At 71.1% G+C, this 17,730-nt stretch carries 16 protein-coding genes and 1 tRNA gene; 13 read left to right on the top strand and 4 right to left on the bottom strand.

Going from position 1 to position 17,730, the window contains the following annotated elements:
* Nucleotide 1: 1 nt before the first annotated feature.
* The gene (gene menD / locus JOF37_RS12845; RefSeq protein WP_210007178.1) at nt 2–1,792 is read left to right on the top strand and encodes a 2-succinyl-5-enolpyruvyl-6-hydroxy-3-cyclohexene-1-carboxylic-acid synthase; all 1,791 of its coding nucleotides are present in this window, start codon (nt 2–4) and stop codon (nt 1,790–1,792) included.
* Between the two features lie 31 nt (nt 1,793–1,823).
* Here menD and JOF37_RS12850 read toward each other — a convergent pair whose 3' ends face one another.
* Complete coding sequence (locus tag JOF37_RS12850) at nt 1,824–3,122, bottom strand: isochorismate synthase (protein ID WP_210007179.1); 1,299 nt, start codon at nt 3,120–3,122, stop codon at nt 1,824–1,826.
* Between the two features lie 25 nt (nt 3,123–3,147).
* On the opposite strand from JOF37_RS12850, the gene JOF37_RS12855 reads away from it, so the two are divergent.
* The 10 genes from JOF37_RS12855 (at nt 3,148) to JOF37_RS12900 (ending at nt 12,932) form a co-directional block, all read left to right on the top strand.
* Entirely contained in the window at nt 3,148–3,693 is a 546-nt protein-coding gene (locus tag JOF37_RS12855; protein ID WP_245338752.1) for a DUF402 domain-containing protein, read from the top strand.
* The gene (locus JOF37_RS12860) at nt 3,690–4,427 is read left to right on the top strand and encodes a class I SAM-dependent methyltransferase (protein ID WP_271175086.1); all 738 of its coding nucleotides are present in this window, start codon (nt 3,690–3,692) and stop codon (nt 4,425–4,427) included. The genes JOF37_RS12855 and JOF37_RS12860 overlap by 4 nt, the downstream gene beginning before the upstream one ends.
* A 49-nt stretch (nt 4,428–4,476) precedes the next feature.
* Nucleotides 4,477–5,532 (top strand): polyprenyl synthetase family protein, encoded by a 1,056-nt coding sequence (locus JOF37_RS12865; protein WP_271175087.1) that lies wholly within the window; start codon nt 4,477–4,479, stop codon nt 5,530–5,532.
* Between the two features lie 50 nt (nt 5,533–5,582).
* Nucleotides 5,583–6,956 (top strand): FAD-dependent oxidoreductase, encoded by a 1,374-nt coding sequence (locus JOF37_RS12870; RefSeq protein ID WP_210007181.1) that lies wholly within the window; start codon nt 5,583–5,585, stop codon nt 6,954–6,956.
* Nucleotides 6,957–7,019: 63 nt separating this feature from the next.
* The gene (locus JOF37_RS12875; RefSeq protein ID WP_210007182.1) at nt 7,020–7,385 is read left to right on the top strand and encodes a hypothetical protein; all 366 of its coding nucleotides are present in this window, start codon (nt 7,020–7,022) and stop codon (nt 7,383–7,385) included.
* Between the two features lie 167 nt (nt 7,386–7,552).
* Complete coding sequence (locus tag JOF37_RS12880) at nt 7,553–8,815, top strand: extracellular solute-binding protein (RefSeq protein ID WP_210007183.1); 1,263 nt, start codon at nt 7,553–7,555, stop codon at nt 8,813–8,815.
* Entirely contained in the window at nt 8,812–9,744 is a 933-nt protein-coding gene (locus JOF37_RS12885) for a carbohydrate ABC transporter permease (RefSeq protein ID WP_210007184.1), read from the top strand. Before JOF37_RS12880 ends, JOF37_RS12885 begins: the two co-directional genes overlap by 4 nt.
* 8 nt (nt 9,745–9,752) lie before the next feature.
* A complete protein-coding gene (locus JOF37_RS12890) occupies nt 9,753–10,592 on the top strand; it encodes a carbohydrate ABC transporter permease (RefSeq protein ID WP_372445487.1) in 840 nt (279 codons plus the stop codon).
* 46 nt (nt 10,593–10,638) lie between these two features.
* On the top strand, nt 10,639–11,919 hold the full coding sequence (locus JOF37_RS12895; protein ID WP_210007186.1) for an ABC transporter ATP-binding protein: 1,281 nt from the start codon (nt 10,639–10,641) through the stop codon (nt 11,917–11,919).
* A 32-nt stretch (nt 11,920–11,951) separates the two neighbouring features.
* Entirely contained in the window at nt 11,952–12,932 is a 981-nt protein-coding gene (locus JOF37_RS12900) for an alpha/beta hydrolase (protein WP_210007187.1), read from the top strand.
* A 33-nt stretch (nt 12,933–12,965) separates the two neighbouring features.
* Here the strand turns inward: JOF37_RS12900 and JOF37_RS12905 are convergent, their stop codons facing one another.
* The gene (locus JOF37_RS12905; protein ID WP_210007188.1) at nt 12,966–13,472 is read right to left on the bottom strand and encodes a hypothetical protein; all 507 of its coding nucleotides are present in this window, start codon (nt 13,470–13,472) and stop codon (nt 12,966–12,968) included.
* Nucleotides 13,473–13,531: 59 nt separating this feature from the next.
* Nucleotides 13,532–14,020 (bottom strand): YajQ family cyclic di-GMP-binding protein, encoded by a 489-nt coding sequence (locus JOF37_RS12910; RefSeq protein ID WP_071918434.1) that lies wholly within the window; start codon nt 14,018–14,020, stop codon nt 13,532–13,534.
* Nucleotides 14,021–14,104: 84 nt separating this feature from the next.
* Between JOF37_RS12910 and JOF37_RS12915 the strand changes: the two genes are divergently transcribed.
* Nucleotides 14,105–14,596, top strand: a complete 492-nt coding sequence (locus tag JOF37_RS12915; RefSeq protein ID WP_210007189.1) for an FBP domain-containing protein — start codon at nt 14,105–14,107, stop codon at nt 14,594–14,596.
* A gap of 111 nt (nt 14,597–14,707) precedes the next feature.
* Nucleotides 14,708–14,789, top strand: a tRNA-Tyr gene (locus JOF37_RS12920).
* Between the two features lie 185 nt (nt 14,790–14,974).
* Here the strand turns inward: JOF37_RS12920 and lanKC are convergent.
* Nucleotides 14,975–17,587 carry a class III lanthionine synthetase LanKC gene (lanKC, locus tag JOF37_RS12925; RefSeq protein WP_210007190.1) on the bottom strand — a complete coding sequence of 871 codons (2,613 nt, stop codon included), beginning with the start codon at nt 17,585–17,587 and terminating at the stop codon, nt 14,975–14,977.
* Nucleotides 17,588–17,730 lie beyond the last annotated feature (143 nt).

The following is a 17,730-nucleotide window of genomic DNA, read 5'->3' on the forward strand; positions in this document are numbered from 1 at the left end:
GATGACAGGCTCGGACGGCGCCGCGGTCGAACGCGCCCCCGCGACCGATGCCGCCGCGGCACTCCTCGGCGCGCTCGTGGCGCGCGGCGTGCGCCACGTCGTGCTCAGTCCCGGCTCGCGGTCGCAGGCGCTGGCCCTCGTCGCGGCCGAGCTCGAGCGGCGCGGGCTCATCCGGCTGCACGTGCGCATCGACGAGCGCGTCGCCGGGTTCACGGCGCTCGGGATCGGCCGCGAGAGCGGTTCTCCTGCCGCCGTGATCTGCACGTCGGGCACCGCGGTGGCGAACCTGCTGCCCGCGGTGCTCGAAGCGCACCATTCCGGCGTGCCGCTGCTGCTGCTCACCGCCGACCGTCCGCCCGAGCTGCGCGGGATCGGCGCGAATCAGGCCACGCGGCAGCCCGGGATGTTCTCGGGGTTCGTGCGGTTCGAGCTCGATGTCGCCACCCCCGGCGACGTCGACCCGGACGGGAACGGCCCGGAGGCGGGGGAGCTGCGGGCGCTCGCCGCGGACGCCGTGACGGCCGCTCGCGGAACGGCCTCGCGGCCGGCCGGTCCGGTGCACCTGAACCTGCCCTACCGCAATCCGCTGTCGGGCGCGCTGCCGCCGTGGCTGGCCGACGCGGCCGAGGCGACCGAGACCGACGCAGCACTCGACACGTTCGACGACGCCGCCTCGGGCGCGCACTACCAGGGAGGCGGCGGCATCGGCGAGGCGGAGGAGTCGCCCGTCGACGATGCGCCGGTGGTGCTGGCGCGCGGGCCGCGGACGATCGTCGTCGCGGGAGCCGACGCCGGGCCCGGTGCCGAAGAGGTCGCACACCTCGGCGCGTGGCCGCTCATCGCCGAGATCGTCAGCGGCGCACGGTTCGGCCGCAATCTCGTGCACGGCTACCGCTCCGTGCTCGGTCATCCCGAGCTGGTGGACGCGATCGAGCGCGTCGTCGTGTTCGGACATCCCACCCTCAGCCGCGAGGTCGTCGCACTGCTCTCGCGCCGCGACGTCGCGGTGATCGCGGTGACCGGGCCCGGCGAAGCTCTCAACCTGAACGGCGAGACGGTGGCGGCACCCGCGGTGGTCGTGGCCGACGGCGAGCCCGACCGCGCGTGGCTCGGCGCCTGGATGCGGGCATCGCGGGCGGCATCCGTCGACCTGAGTCCCGCCGCCCCCGACGTCGACGGACTCGCGTCAGCCGTCCCGCAGGAGCGCCTCGGCGCGATCTCGGCCGAGGTCGCGGTGCTGCGCGCCCCGGTCGACCGGGGCGCCCTCGTCGACGCGGTCTGGCGCGCGAGCTGGCCGCACGACCGTCTGGTCTTCGCGTCATCGCGGCTGGTGCGCGTGGCTGACAGCGTGCTCGGCGGCAAGAAGGTTCCCGTCCACGCCAACCGCGGACTCGCCGGCATCGACGGGATCGTCGCGACCGGCATCGGCGTCGCGCTCGCGAGCCAGGACGGCAGTGCAGCGGGCGTCACCCGCGTGCTCGCCGGCGACCTGTCGCTGCTCCACGACGTCGGCGCGCTGCTGCTGCCGGGAGCCGAGCACGAGCCCCGGATCCAGGTCATCGTGGGCAACGACGGCGGCGGCACGATCTTCGACGGCCTCGAAGTCGCCGACACCGCTCCGCGCGAGGCGGCCGACCGGGTGCTGCTCACCCCCCACGAGACACGTCTCGAGCAGCTCGCGCTGGCCTACGGGTGGGAGTACCGACGCGTCACGACCCGCTCGGCGCTCGACCAGGCGCTGACCTCGCCCGTCGGCGGGCGGCAACTCATCGAGGTGCCGTTGACGCGCTGACGCCGACCTCGGCGGGCCTCAGCGCGCGGCGTCACGCCAGGGCGTCGACGATCGGGCGGAACTTCACCCGGGTCTCGAGCATCTCCGACTCCGGGTCGCTCGCGCTGACGATCCCCGCGCCCGCATACGCGGTGAACGGAATCGGGGCGGCGGCGTCGGCGTCGTCGTCGTCGTCGAGATGGAACTGCGCACAGCGCAGCGCGATGGCCCACTCGCCGTCGCCGTTCGCGTCGATCCAGCCGACGGGGCCGGCGTAGCGGCCTCGGTCGAAGGGCTCGAGCCGCCGGATCACGTCGAGGGCCGCAGCCGTGGGCGTCCCCGCGACGGCGGCGGTGGGGTGCAGCGCCGCGACGAGGTCGAGCGCGGACGCCTCGGCGTCGAGGCGTCCCTCGACGTCCGTCGCGAGATGCCAGACGTTCGGCAGCTTGAGCATGAACGGCTGCTCGCCGGCCACGAGCGACGATGTCGACGGTCGCAGCGCCTCGAGCACGCTGCGGACGGCGTAGCCGTGCTCGTCGAGGTCCTTCGAGCTGGTGGCGAGGCTGAGGGATGCCGCGGTGTCGGCGTCGGCGTCGGCGCCGCGGGCGATCGTGCCGGCGAGCACGCGGGCCGTCACGGTGCCGCCCGAGACCGTCACGAGCGTCTCGGGGCTCGCGCCGATGAGGCCGTCGACGGCGAAGCCCCACGTGTCGGGGTAGCCCGAGCCGAGCGCCCGGACGAGCCGGCGCAGGTCGGCGTCCGCGGGGACGGTGCCGGCGAGATCCCGAGCGAGGACGACCTTGCCGACCTCACCGGCGGCGATGGCGTCGATGCCCGCCCGCACCGCTTGCTGGTACCCGTCGGGGGTCAGCGCACCCGGGCCGACGGTGGCCGACCAGTGCGGTCCGTACCCGACCACCTCGGGCAGCTCCGGGCGGGGCGCTTCGGGCTCTGCAGAGATGGCGGTGACCCACGATCGCGAACCGCGCCGCCCGACGACGACGCGGGGGACCGTGAAGCTCACCGGAGCGGATGCTGTGCGCCGGCGCGCGTCGGGTCGCGGATCGAACGGCAGCGCGCCGAAGGCCACGAGTCCGGTGCCCGGGAGCCCCACGGGATCGTCGATGCGGGCCGACTCGACCACCCCGCGCCACCAGCGGGCGATGTCTCGGGCGTCTCCCGTACCGTCGGCGGGTGCGAACGTCAGCGCGCGTCCCCGCGCGGCGAGGGCGTCGCCGCGGCGCGACCAGACGAGGGGATCGTGCGGGTCGGTGAAGGCGAGGACGTCGTCCACGGCGTCGATCTCGCGGGTGACCACGCGCAGCCGGACGGCGGGCGCAGAATCGTTCACCAGACCAGCCTAGACTCGGCGGGTGATGCTCCGCCCCGCCCCCGGAACCCCGGTGACCTTCCGCTGGCGCAAGTGGAACGGCGGAACGCACTGGGTGCACGCCTGCGTGTACCTCGGCAGCGACGAGCACGGGGAGTGGTTCGGCCAGCGGCCGGGCGACCGCAGCAGCCGTCCGGGTCGCGACTTCGTCGCCGAGCACGCGTGCGTCATGCTGCTGCCGCCGTCGGGGGAGTGGGTGCTGACGATGAACGCACCGCCGCATCCGACCCGCGTCTACATCGATCTCGCGTGGGACGCCCGGTGGGACGAGGGGGCCGACCCGACCGGCATCGACATGGACCTCGACGTGGTCGATTCGGCGACCCGCGGCATCTGGATCGACGATCGCGACGAGTGGGACGAGCACCGCGTCGCGTTCGGCTATCCGGCCGACATCGTGGCGCGTCTGGAAGCGCGCGCGGTCGAGCTCGAGGCGGATGTCACGGCCCACCGCGCTCCTTTCGACGACGCGTCGGTGCAGCGGTGGCTGGGCGTCCTCGGGCAGCTTCCCGCGCCTAGACTCGACCCGTGAGCAGCGAGCCCAACCGCGCCGATCTCGGCAAGGACCCGTCCCGCGTGAGCGGCATGTTCGATCAGGTCGCCGGCGCGTACGACCGCACCAACGACATCCTCAGCCTCGGCCAGGACCGGCTGTGGCGGATCGCGGCGACGCGGGCCATCGCGCCCCAGCGCGGTGAGCGGATCCTCGACCTCGCCGCCGGCACGGGCGCGAGCTCGGTGTCGCTCGCGCGCAGCGGGGCCGAGGTGGTGGCTGCGGACTTCTCACCCGGGATGATCGCCGAGGGCATCCGCCGCTACGGAGCCCAGGCGCCCGGTGGCGGCATCCCGAATCTGTCGTTCGTCGAGGCGGACGCGACGCAGCTGCCCTTCGCCGACGCCGAGTTCGACGTCGTGACCATCTCGTTCGGACTGCGCAACGTCAACGACCCGCGCCGGGCGCTGGCCGAGATGCTGCGGGTGACCAAGCCGGGCGGCCGCCTGCTCATCAGCGAGTTCTCGCACCCGCCGTCCCGGGCCTTCGCCGGGCTCTACCGGTTCTACAACGACCGCGTCCTGCCGGTGGTCGCGCGCTGGGTGAGCTCGAACGCCGAAGCGTACGACTACCTCAACGAGTCGATCCGCGACTGGCCGGACCAGCGCACGCTCGCCGGCTGGATCGGCGAAGCGGGATGGACGGATGTCGCCCACCGCGACCTCTCGTTCGGGATCGTCGCGCTGCATCGCGCTGTCAAGCCCGCTGCCTGAACCGGGCCGCGGCGGATCGGTGCCCCCGGGCGGCCGGTAGGCTGGCCTCGTGACATCGAGCCCCTCCGCGCCGCGGCTGGCGAAGCACCTCGGCATGACCGAGCGCATCTTCGCCGGTCCCCGGACCCGCAAGCTGCTCGCGACGGTCGAGGCGGGCCTCGTGCGCGTCGAGGAACGTCTCGGTGACGAGCTCACCGTCAGCGACGCGCTGGTCGACGCGAAGACCCGTTATCTGTACGAGGCGGGCGGCAAGCGGCTGCGTCCGATGCTCGCCCTGCTCACCGCCCAGCTCGGCGACGGCGCCACCGACGACGTCCTCGCGGGAGCGGCCGCGCTCGAACTGACGCACCTGGGCTCGCTCTACCACGACGACGTCATGGACGGCGCCGACAAGCGTCGCGGAGTCCCGAGCGCTCACGCGGTCTGGGGCAACAACGTCGCGATCCTGACGGGAGACCTGCTCTTCTCTCGGGCGAGCCAGCTGATGGCGCGCATCGGCGAGCGGGCCATCCGCCTGCAGGCCGACACCTTCGAGCGGCTGGTCCTGGGCCAGATGCACGAGACCATCGGCGCGCAGCCCGGCGACGACCCGGTCGAGTTCTACATCCAGGTGCTCGCCGACAAGACCGGATCGCTCATCGCCGCGGCCGCACAGGTCGGCGTGCTGTTCTCGAACGGTCCCGAAGAGCTCGCCGCCCCGCTGTTGACCTTCGGCGAGAAGGCCGGCGTCGCCTTCCAGCTGCTCGACGACGTCATCGACCTCTCGGCCGACCCCGAGGCGACCGGCAAGGTGCCCGGCACCGATCTGCGCGCCGGCGTTCCGACGATGCCGTACCTGCTGCTGACGCGGGCCACCGACGACGCGTCCCGCGCCCTCGCGCAGACCATCGACGACGGCGTCTCGGCGATCGCCGAGGGCGCGGACCCCGCGATCCTCGACGAGCCGTTGGCTCGCCTGCGCGACCACGACGTCACCGCCCAGACCCGGCGGCTCGCTGAGCAGTGGGCCGACGACGCCGTGGCGGCACTCGAGCCGCTCCCCGCCGGAGCCGTGCGCGACGCCCTGACCCGGTTCGCCGAGGTCGTCGTCGACCGCGCGAGCTGATTCGCCCCAGTGCGCCCGCGTTCGGGCGCGACCAGGAACGAGGAACACCCATGACCAAGCTCAGGCTGGCCATCGTCGGCGCCGGACCCGCCGGCATCTACGCTGCGGATCTGCTGCTGAAGGCGGAGCGCAAGTTCGACGTCTCGATCGACCTGTTCGACCACCTCCCGGCCCCCTACGGCCTCGTGCGCTACGGCGTCGCCCCCGACCACCCGCGCATCAAGGGCATCATCAACGCGCTGCGCGATGTGATCGACAGCGGCCAGATCCGGATGTTCGGCAACGTGCGCTTCGGTGAGGACATCACCCTCGACGACCTCAAGCACCACTACAACGCCGTCATCTTCGCGACCGGCGCGATCCGCGACGCCGAGCTCGACATCCCCGGCATCGACGCGGAGGGCTCGTACGGTGCCGCGGACTTCGTCAGCTGGTACGACGGACACCCCGACTTCCCGCGCGAGTGGCCGCTGGACGCAGCATCCGTCGGTGTCATCGGCAACGGCAACGTCGCGCTCGATGTCGCACGCGTGCTGGCCAAGCACGCCGACGACATGCTCGTGACCGAGATCCCCGACAACGTCTACCAGGGGCTGCGCGCATCCGCCGTGACCGATGTGCACATCTTCGGCCGCCGCGGTCCGGCGCAGGTGAAGTTCACCCCGCTCGAACTGCGCGAGCTGGGCGAGCTGCGCGACGTCGACCTCGTCGTCTACGACGAGGACTTCGACTACGACGAGGGCTCGAAGGCGGCCATCGCCTCGAACAAGCAGGTCATGGTGATCGACCGGGTGCTGCAGTCGTGGCGTCAGCGTCCGAGTGCGAACGGCGCCGGCGGCGAAGCGTCGCGCCGCCTGCACCTGCACTTCTACGCCAAGCCGGTCGAGGTGAAGACGGATGCCGCCGGCCGCGTGGCCGCGCTCGTGTATGAGCGGACGCGCCCGAACGACGAGGGCGGCGTCGAGGGCACCGGCGAGCTGCGCGAGATCGCGCTGCAGGGGCTGTACCGCGCCGTGGGCTACTTCGGCTCGCCGCTGCCGGGGGTGCCGTTCGATGCGACGCACGGCGTCATCCCGAACCAAGAGGGCCAGGTGCTGCACGAGGAATCGAACGAGCGCGTGCCCGGCGTCTACGCCACGGGGTGGATCAAGCGCGGACCCGTCGGTCTCATCGGTCACACGAAGTCGGACGCGATGGAGACCGTGCGCCACGTCATCAACGACCAGGGGTCGTGGTGGCAGCCCGTCGACCCCTCCGAGCAGGGCGTGATCGACTTGCTGACGCAGCGCGGTGTCGCCTGGACCGACCTCGACGGGTGGCACCGTCTCGACCAGCACGAGATCGCGCTCGGCGCCCCGGCGGAACGCGCGCGCGTGAAGGTCGTCGACCGTGACGAAATGGTCGCGATCTCGCGCGCCGAGTGACGTTTGACACCGTACAATCTGTGAGACGGCAGACTCCTGCCGCGTGACGGAGACGATCCAGCGATGCCCTTTCGCAGCAAGCAGACCCTCGACGCGTGGATCGAAGAGTTCCAGCAGTTCGGCTACTCGCTCGCTGTGAAGGTCATTCCCCAGGACGGCAGCTCCGGTCGTGACACCGGCCTCGTGGGCATCACGATGATGAACGCGCAGACCGTCACCTACATCGAGCCCGACGTACCCGGCGGCAACAAGTGGCGCATCACGTTCGAGCCGCGCGAGACCGAGCTGCGCCTCGACGCCGGCGGCGCGCTGCGACTGTCGACCGAGCTGGCGATGGTGTCGGCGCTGTGCGCCTTCCTCGAGACGAAGTCCAACGCGTTCTTCGGCGACGACCTCTCGGAGGAGTCCGACGCCGTCTCGGCCCACTGACCTCGGCCTCTGACCGGGGCCGCTGATCCCGGCCTCGAGTGGCCGATGTACTACAGCGCCCGAACACGGCGCAAGGCATGGCCGCGCAGCGGTCGTCCACGTCAGGATGGACTCACGCCCGAGGCCGCCGCGCCGTCGGGTTGCGACGACACGGACGAGGAGGCCCGATGCGCACTTCCCGGGTCCTGGCAGCCGCGTCGGTGGTCGCTCTCGCCGCGACCCTCGGCGCCTGCGCCCCCGATGACGGGGTGCCCACGCTCACCTGGTACATCAACCCCGACGACGGCGGGCAGGCGAAGATTGCCGCGGCGTGTACGGATGCCGCCGACGGCGCCTACCGCATCCAGACCTCGCTCCTGCCCCGTGATGCCGCGTCGCAGCGCGAGCAGCTCGCCCGGCGCCTGGCCGCCGGTGACCGATCGCTCGACATCATGAGTCTCGACCCACCGTTCATCCCCGAGCTGGCCGAGCCCGGGTTCCTCGACGAGGTCCCCGAGCAGTTGCAGAACACCGACGGCATCGTGCAGGGCGCCGTCGACTCGGCGAGCTGGGACGGCGAGCTGGTCACGGTCCCGTTCTGGGCCAACACGCAGTTGCTCTGGTATCGGCAGTCGGTCGTCGAGGCCGCCGGTCTCGACATGTCGCAGCCGGTCACGTGGGACGAGATCATGACGGTCGCCGAAGAGCAGGACCTGCGCCTCGGCGTCCAGGGCGCGCTGGCCGAGTCCCTCACGGTGTGGATCAACGCCCTCGTCGCCTCGTCCGGCGGCACCATCCTCGAGAACCCCGAGGCCCCTGCCGACGAGCTGCGCCTCGGGCTCGACAGCGACGCCGGTCGAGCCGCGGCCGACATTATCGGGCGCATCGGCTCTGAGGGGCTGGGCGGGCCGGGTCTGCCCACGGCCGACGAGAACGCCAACATGAACCTGTTCCAGGGGGAGCAGGGCTCGTTCATGGTGAACTGGCCCTTCGTCTGGCCCGCGATGACCGGAGCCGACCCCGAGATCGCCGACGACCTGGGATGGGCGGTCTACCCACGCGTCGACGCCGACACCCCGGCGGCACCGCCGGTCGGCGGCATCAACCTCGGCGTCGGGGCGTTCAGCGAGAACCCCGACCTCGCCTGGCAGGCCGTCGAGTGCATCGTGCAGCCGGCGAATCAGGCCGAGTACTTCGTCACGAACGGCAATCCGCCCTCCAACGCCGCGGCCTACGACGACCCGCGCGTGCAGGAGGAGTTCCCGATGGCCGACACCATCCGCGAGTCGCTCGAGCTGGGCGTCCCGCGGCCGCAGACGCCGTACTACAACGAAGTGTCGATCGGTCTGCAGCGCACCTGGCACCCGCCGAGCGCCGTGACCCCCGATTCGACGCCACGGACCTCGAGCGAGTTCATCCTCGCCGTGCTGCGAGGGGAGCGTCTGCTGTGAGCGCCACCGCACCTGCCCGGAAGACCCGTCGCTCAGCGCGGGCGCGCGCCGAGGGGCGCCTCGGCTGGATCCTCGCGGGACCGGCCTTCGTCATCATGCTGCTGGTCACGCTGTACCCGATCGGGCAGGCGCTGTTCGACTCGCTGTTCAGCCTCCGCCTGACCGCGCCGGACGAGCGGTCCTTCGTGTTCTTCGACAACTACCGCGTCGTCCTCGGCGACCCGACGTTCTGGCGCTCCATGGGCGTGACCCTCTTCATCACCGTCGTCACGGTGCTGCTCGAGCTCGTCCTCGGGTTCCTGCTGGCGCTCGTGATGCACCGCGCCATCAAGAGGCTGCGGGGCCTCGCGCGCACCGCGATCCTCGTGCCCTACGGCATCATCACCGTCGTCGCGGCCTTCGCGTGGTTCTACGCGTTCGACATCAACTCCGGCGGGTACGTCAACAACTGGCTGAGCTGGATCCCGGGCTTCGACCCCGAGCTCAACTGGTTCGCCGAGCAGGGCACGTCGCTCGTCGTCATCGTCCTGTCCGAGGTGTGGAAGACCACGCCGTTCATCTCGCTGCTGCTGCTGTCGGGCCTGGCGCAGGTGCCGGGCGACCTCGAGGAGGCCGCCAAGGTCGACGGCGCCACCAACTGGGAGGTCATGCGCCGCGTCATCCTGCCGAACATGAAAGCGGCGATCATGGTCGCCGTGCTGTTCCGCACCCTCGAGGCGTTCCGCATCTTCGACAACATCTACATCATGACCGGCGGTGCCAATGACACCGAGGCGTTGTCGTTGCTGGCGTACAACACCTCGATCGGACGCCTCGAGATCGGACTCGGCTCGGCCATCTCGGTGCTGCTGTTCCTCAGCGTCCTCATCATCGCGGCGATCTTCATCAAGGGCTTCAAAGTCGATCTGGCGACGGGACGGAACTCCTGATGCGTACGATGACCTGGCCTCAGCGGATCGGGTGGGCGGCGATCATCGTCGCGGTGCTCGTCTGGTCGCTCTTCCCCGTTTTCTCGATCCTCATGACGTCGTTCAAGACGCCGTCGGGGCTGTTCTCGGGAACGCTGCTGCCGCAGGAGTGGACGCTCGACAACTACGCCGAGATCCTGGCCCCGGGCGGGGGAGCGCAAGACCTCTTCCTGCCGGCGCTGCGCAACTCGGTCGGCATCTCGCTCATCGCGACCTTCATCGCGGTCGTCCTGGCCACGCTGTGCGCCTACGCGATCGCGCGGCTGGACTTCCGCGGCAAGCGGATCATCCTGGTGACGGCGCTCGCCGTGTCGGTCTTCCCGATCGTGTCGATCGTGACGCCGCTGTTCAACCTGTGGCGCGTCATCGGGCTCTACGACACCTGGCTCGGGCTCATCATCCCGTACCTGTCGCTGACGCTGCCCATCGCGATCTGGACGCTCGCGGCGTTCTTCCGGCAGATCCCCTGGGAGCTCGAGCAGGCCGCCCAGGTCGACGGCGCGACGCCGTTCGAGGCCTTCCGCAAGACCGTCGTGCCCCTCGCGGCGCCCGGGGTGTTCACGACGGCGATCATCGCCTTCTTCATCGCCTGGAACGATTTCGTCTACGGCATCTCGCTCACCTCGACGAGCGCCGCCCGACCGGTGCCGGCGGCGCTGTCGTTCTTCACCGGCGCGTCGCAGTTCGAGCAGCCCACGGGCGCCATCTCAGCGGCCGCCATCATCGTGACGATCCCGATCGTCGTGGTCGTCGTCATCTTCCAGCGCCGGATCGTCTCCGGCCTCACGCAGGGCGCGGTGAAGGGATGACCTGCCGCATCCCGGTCACCGACCGTCTCATCCCGAAGGGAACGTCATGGCATCCATCACGCTGAAGAACATCGTGAAGACCTACGACGACGGCTTCACCGCCGTGAAGGGCGTCGACCTCGACATCGCCGACGGCGAGTTCGTCATCCTCGTCGGCCCGTCCGGCTGCGGCAAGTCGACGCTGCTGCGGATGATCGTGGGACTCGAGGACATCACGAGCGGTGAGATGCTGATCGACGGCGACCTCGTCAACGACAAGGCGCCGAAGGACCGCGACCTCGCGATGGTCTTCCAGAACTACGCGCTGTACCCGCATCTCACCGTCTACGAGAACATCGCCTTCCCCATGCGGCTGAAGTCGAGCGACGTGCCCGAGAACGAGATCGACGAGCGCGTGCGTCGCGCCTCGCGTCTGCTCGAGCTCGACGAGCACCTCGACCGCAAGCCCGCCAACCTGTCGGGCGGGCAGCGCCAGCGCGTCGCGATGGGGCGGGCGATCGTCCGCAACGCGCAGGCGTTCCTCTTCGACGAGCCGCTGTCGAACCTCGACGCCAAGCTGCGTGGGCAGATGCGCACCGAGATCGCCCGCCTGCAGCGCTCGCTCGCCACGACGACGGTCTACGTCACGCACGATCAGACCGAGGCGATGACCCTCGGCGACCGCGTGGCAGTGCTGCGCCGGGGCGAGCTGCAGCAGGTGGCGAGCCCGCGCGGCCTGTACGAGCAGCCGGTGAACCTTTTCGTCGCCGGGTTCATCGGCTCGCCGCCGATGAACTTCCTGCACGGCACGGTCGAGGGCGACACCCTCAAGCTGCCGATGTTCGACGTCCCGCTCGACGACCGGCTGCGCCGCGCGATCGGCGACCGCGAGCTCGTCATCGTCGGCGTCCGCCCGGATGCATTCGAGGATGCCGACTCGTCCGACCGTCCGCTCGATGGCGGGGTGCGCGCCGAGGTCGACATCGAGATGACCGAGTGGCTCGGCGAGGTGCTCTACGCCTACGTGCCGTTCGAGGTGGAGCGGTCGGTGCACGAGAAGCTCACCGAGCTCGACCGCGACCTCGACGGCGAGGGGCTGCGCACCGAGCTGGTCGTGGCCCTCGACTCGCTCAGCCGCATCCGCGCCGGAGACCCGGCCACCCTGTGGTTCTCGCCCGACTCGTTGCACGTGTTCGACCCCGAGACCGGCGTTAACCTCACGCGCGACGAGCAGCGAGCCCAGGCCCTCGAGGACGACGCGCGCGAGCAGCGACAGCGCGCCCTGCAGCGGGCCAAGGACCGCGAGGCGCGACGCTCGGACGCCTCCGACGCCAGCTCAGCGGCCTGACGCGACGCCGCTCGGGCTGCGAGACTGACGGCATGGAGCGGCGCGACGAGGTGACCTGGGAGCCCGACCTGCTGGGCCCCGGGTTCGAGCAGGCGACTCTGCCGCTCGGCGCCGACGACGAGGGGGATGTCGTCGCGACGGTTGTGCGGGCGATGCCGCATCCGGGCCTGCGGCTGTTCGGGCCGTGGCGCGACGTCGACGTGCTGTACGTCCACGGCTGGTCGGACTACTTCTTCCAGACAGACCTCGCGCGGATCTTCACCGATCGCGGCGCCCGCTTCTACGCCCTCGACCTGCGTAAGTACGGGCGCAGCATCCGGCCCGGGCAGGCGCGCGGATACGTCACGTCCCTCGACGTGTACGACGAGGACATCGCGGCCGCTCTGGCCGCGATGGACACCGAGCGCCAGGGGAGACGCCTCGTGCTGCTCGGGCACAGCACGGGAGGCCTGACCCTGACGCTGTGGGCCGCCCGCCACCCGGGACGCGCGGCCGCCGTCATCCTGAACAGTCCCTGGCTCGAGTTCCAGCTCGGACCGCTGGGGCGCCAAGCCGTCGCGCCGCTCGTCGAGGTGCGGGCGCGGTTCGACCCGCGCGGTGCGCATCCGGCCGTCGACTTCGGCTTCTACACCGCCGCCCAGCGGAGGCTCGGCACCCTGCCGCCGGCTCCGGACGGTTGGCGCCCCGCGCGGGGGTTCCCGACCCATCCGGCCTGGCTCGCCGCGATCATCGCGGGCCATGCCCGCATCGCCGCGGGCGTCGACGTGGGATGCCCGACCCTCGTGCTGCTCTCGGCGCGGTCGACCTCGCCCCTGCGCTGGAACGACGCGATGACCTCGACCGACTCGGTGCTCGTCGTCGACGACATCGCCCGCGCCGCGACCCGGATCGCCGCGACCGTCACCATCGCGCGGATCGACGGCGCGATCCACGACGTGTTTCTCTCGGCCGAGCCGGCACGCGCGGAGGCGGGCGCCGCTCTCGTGTCGTTCCTAACCGGGCTCGCGCGCTGAGGGCGGCGGGGCTGGCGGCAGAGCGAGGAGCGCCTACAGGCCGTCCCGATGCTCGCGTCCCGTCGCCCACAGCTCGAAATCATCGGGATCGGGCACGGCGCGGATCCCGGAGCTGAGGGCTCCCGAGAGGTCCTTCGTGAGCTCGCATTGGAACTCCGTCGGAGTGGTCCCCTGCGGGTCGGACAACGGAACGACGACATACCAGGCGTCGTCCGGACGCAGAGCCGACCGGGCGTCGTCCCAATGGATCGTCACCCGCGCCAGGACGCTCTCGAAGTCCTGGTAGATCTGCCCGGATGCGGCGACGCAGGCCTCAGCGAGAGTTCGCGTATCGACTTCCACACCGGGCCCGGAGCCGGGCGATGGGAGCGAGGCACCGAGCGTCGGAGTGCTCTTCGGTGTGGGCGCCGTCTGCGTCGGAGTCGCGGTGGGGGTATCCGAGCTGACCGGAGTCGCGACGACCGACTCTCCTCCGGCCGAGCAACCGGTCACAGCCAGCACGCACGTCACCGCGGCGGCGAGGAGGGTCCATCTGCGCATGGACCACACATTATCGCTCCGCAGACTGCCGCCGAGACGCGGCGCGTAGCCCGCCCGCGTCAGCGGTAGTTGACGAACTGGAGGTCGACGTCGAGGTCGGCGGCCTTCAGCATCCGCTGCACTTCCTGCAGGTCGTCGCGCGACTTCGACTGCACGCGCAGCTCGTCGCCCTGGATCTGCGATTTGACCGACTTGGGGCCCTCGTCGCGGATCATCTTGCTGATCTTCTTGGCGTCCTCCGACGAGATGCCTTCCTTCAGCGTCGAGACGATCCGGTACTCGCGGCCCGACGCGGTCGGCTCACCCGAGTCGAGGCTCTTGAGGGAGATGCCGCGCTTGATGAGCTTGGTCTGGAAGACGTCGAGCACGGCCTTCGCGCGCTCCTCGGAGTTCGCCTTGATGAGGATCGACTCGCCCGACCACTCGATCGACGCATCGGTGCCCTTGAAGTCGTACCGCTGCTCGACCTCCTTGCGGGCCTGATTGAGCGCGTTGTCTGCCTCTTGGCGATCGATCTTGCTGACGATGTCGAACGAGGAATCTGCCATGCCGAGAGTCTAGCGGCGCGGGCCCGATCGACCGGGTCCGGGACAGCGGAGCCCGGTGTCGGAGTGCTTCGTAGACTTGGATTCATGCAGGCACTGACTGAGGACCAGGTCCGCTCCACGTTCGTCAACGCCGTTCCCGACGAGGTGCGGCAGCTCGCTCTCCCGCATGATTTCCCGATCGTCGAGTGGGACCATCTCGACTTCCTCGCCTGGCCCGATCCGCGCACGCGCGGACGCGCCTACGTCGTGGCCGAGCTCGACGGTGCCCCGACGGGTGTCGTGCTGCGCCGCGCCGACGGACGCAGCGCGGCTCGCGCGGCGATGTGCAACATCTGCCACACGATGCAGCCCGGCGATCAGGTGGCCTTGTTCACCGCACGCAAGGCGGGGGATGCCGGCGAGCGCGGCGATGCGGTCGGCACGTATCTGTGCGCCGACCTCGGCTGCCACGAGAACGTGCGCATCGCCGCGCCGCTCGCGCCGAGCGAGATCCGCGCGAGCGTCGACCGGCGGATCGACGGCACGCGGCATCGTGCCGAGGCGTTCGTCGAGCGGATCGTGAGCGACGAGGCCTGACGCGGCGGCATCCCGGTCCGCCCCGGACGGTGGTTCGGAGCACTGCTTCACCGGGGGTAATATGGGTTCTCGCGCCTCTGCTCGACTGGATAAGCCGGGCAGGTGCGCACTGGCGAGTTACCCAAGCGGCCAAAGGGATCTGACTGTAAATCAGACTGCATTGCATTCGGGGGTTCGAATCCCTCACTCGCCACTTTCGAAGAAGGGCCCCCGTTCAGCGGGGGCCCTTCTCGTTTCGCTGACGCGCGGCGATCGGCGTCAGCAGAGCGTCGACACCGTGCTCCGGCAGATGCCGGAGCTCGCCGCACTGACCAGGATCGTTCGATGCTCGTCGTCGCTGTTCTCGAGCGTCTGCAGAGCCAGAATGAAGCCCATTCCTCACCCCCTCGGTTTCATCGCGCCGGATCGACCGGCGGGCTCGAGCACCGGGGGGAGCAGGAACGGCATGACAGAGCGGTCATCGCCGAAGCCGGATGCCGCGACGAGGGCGGCGAGCACGCCTGCCGAGCCCGTCGCGAGGTCGCACGACGCACGCACGAGGCCGTCGCCCGCGAATCGAGGGCCGGCCGGGCCGGGAAGCGCATGCAGCGGCATCCGTGACAGGTGATGTTCGAGCGCGCGATCGGTGTCGGCGGTGGCGTGACCGGTGCTCTCGAGCGCCCGCAGGAAGAGCACGAGCCCCGCGCGACCCTGGAACAGTCCCGACTGCACGACGAAGGGGGCGGATGCCGCGGCCGCGATGCCGCCGAGGATCCGGCGAAGCGCGTCGTCGCCGGGCTCGTGCACGAGGTACTGCGCGAGGACGAGGCCGATGCCTGCCGACCCATGCGCGAGGTAGGGCATCATCCGCCATCCCTCGTCGACCTGCAGGGCGCCGCTGTCGTCTCGCCTCAGGGAACGCAGATCGACCTCCAGTGCCCGGCGCACCGTGTCGAGGAAGCGCCTGTCACCGGTGCGCTCGTACACACGCAGAGCGAGGAGGGCGGTTCCCGTCGCCGCGCCCATGAGCCCGCCGCGGCCCCGCGCCACCGTCGTGGGCGGGTCGACCTTCCGCCAGTGATCGGCGAGCTGCTCGACGATCGTCACGGCGCGTTCGACGGCGTCGTCGTCGCCGACGCCGTGATCTCCGGCGCCGTCGAGAAGAGCGAGGGCGATCCCGGGCAGTCCCGAGAACAGGTCCGGCCCCGAGCCGGACAGGTCGGCGCCACGCAGGCGCTCGCGGAGCCTCACCGCTTCGTCGAGCAGGCCCAGGCGTCGACATGCCCACAGCGCGCCGGCGGCGCCGTCCATCAGGCCCAGGCGTGCGGGGTGATCGTCGGTCGCCGCGAGCGCTCGTCGCATCCACTCCTCGAACGCCGGCGGGAGCGCGACCCCCGCCGCGTCGAGCGCGACGGCGACGCCCAGGGCCCCGTGGGCGAGTGCGAACGCCGGCTGGGAGAACTGCCGCGGATCGCCGGGCCACAGACGGTCGGGGCGTGCGGGCGTCGCATCGGCGATCAGCTGCGCGGCGATGCGCTGGGCGGATGCGGCCGGGTCGGGCTCCACGCCGCTGCGGGCGAGCATGCGGCGCGGAGCCGCCGATCCACGCCGCAGCTCGCCGGTGACCCGCGCTGCCCAAGAGTCGGGCAGGTCGAACACCGCCGCCGCCTCAGCGACGAGCTCCTTCGCTTTCGTCGGGGCCACGCCGAGCAACGGCGTCAGCGGAACGAAGACGTACAGCTCGATGGCTGCGCACGCGTACAGGTCACGCTTCACCGGATCCGTTTCGCCCGCCGCGGCGAATCCCACCGCCCCGAGCACGGCTTTCTCGCTCGCGTTCGTCGGCAGCGACATCTCGAGGTCGACAAGTCCCACAGACCCGTCCTCGCCGACGATCACGTTGGCGGGGTGCAGGTCGCCGTGGGTGCGTCCCGTCCCGTGCAGATTCGCCACTTCGGCCCGCAAAGAGCCGAGCACCCGCAGCATCCGATCGCGGTAGGCGTCGCGAGCCGCGCGCGACGAGACCGCCGCCAGCAGCGGGCTCGGCGACGCGACGAGCCGGTCGAGCGCGGAGCCGGGCAGCTTCTCGAGCGCGAGGAAGCGGTGGCCGTGCGCTTCGAACGTCGCGTGGACGGCGGGCACGCGCACGCGGTGCGACACGGCGCGCAGCGCGCCCTCCTCGTCACGCAGTCGGGCGACGGCATCCCGGCCATCGGCGGTCCAGCCCGCGAACGGTCGCGCCTCTTTGACGATGACCGGCGTGCCGTCGAGCACGCCCGTGTAGACGCCGCCGGCGTTCGAGTAGTGGAGCGCCCCGGTGATCTCGGGGAAGGCCGCCGGAGGGTCCGTGCCGAGCGCATCCAGCTGTCGCTGCAGGAAGGGCGGCAGCACCACCCACGGCGGTACGTGGAACCCCGCCTCGCGGCGGTCTGCGACCCAGCTACCCGTTCGAGGGTCGCGCACCGCGGGCACCGGTCGTCCGTCGACGATCGCCTCCCGCGCGGTGAAGGCACCGTATCGGACGTACAGCGGGCCACGGTTCCACCGCAGGTCCGACAGGATGTAGGGCCCGGGCTCGCCCCCGAGCACCGCATCGAGCGTCACGAGGCAGTGCTCGAGGGCGTCGAGCGAATCCGGGTACAGCGTGATGAACTTGCCGGCGCTCGAACGATCGGCGTCCTTGGCGAGCACGGCGTCGAGCGCGCGCTCGTCGCTCAGGTGCTTGAACGGCATGCCTGCCCGGTGGCAGTGCTCCGAGACGATCGCGAGCACGCGTCGGGCACGGCCGGGCAGCGCGCTGACGTGCACCTTCCAGCCCTGCTCGCCGAGGCGGTGCCCGTCGGGGATCCACACGAACCATGGATGCCGCCGCCTGCGGCGCCATGCGCCCCACGAGACCGAGGCAGACGGCGCGTACCGCCGCTGCGCGTCGCCGGTGTCGGCGGCATCCGCGGCGGGGGAGTCGTAGAACAGCGGATCCCGCGCCGCGAACCGTGCGTGAATCGGATCCATCTGCTTCCCCCTGCGCCTCGAACGGTCGGCGCAGGCTCATCCTCGGGCGCGTCGCGCCCGATCGTGTTCGCCAATGCCGGCACGAAGAGGCCGCGGACGAGAACGAGAGCCGCGGCGGGAGGCGAGGTCGAGCTGCGGGACGG

This window comes from Microbacterium imperiale (assembly GCF_017876655.1).
GTDB classification, from domain to species: Bacteria; Actinomycetota; Actinomycetes; order Actinomycetales; family Microbacteriaceae; genus Microbacterium; species Microbacterium imperiale.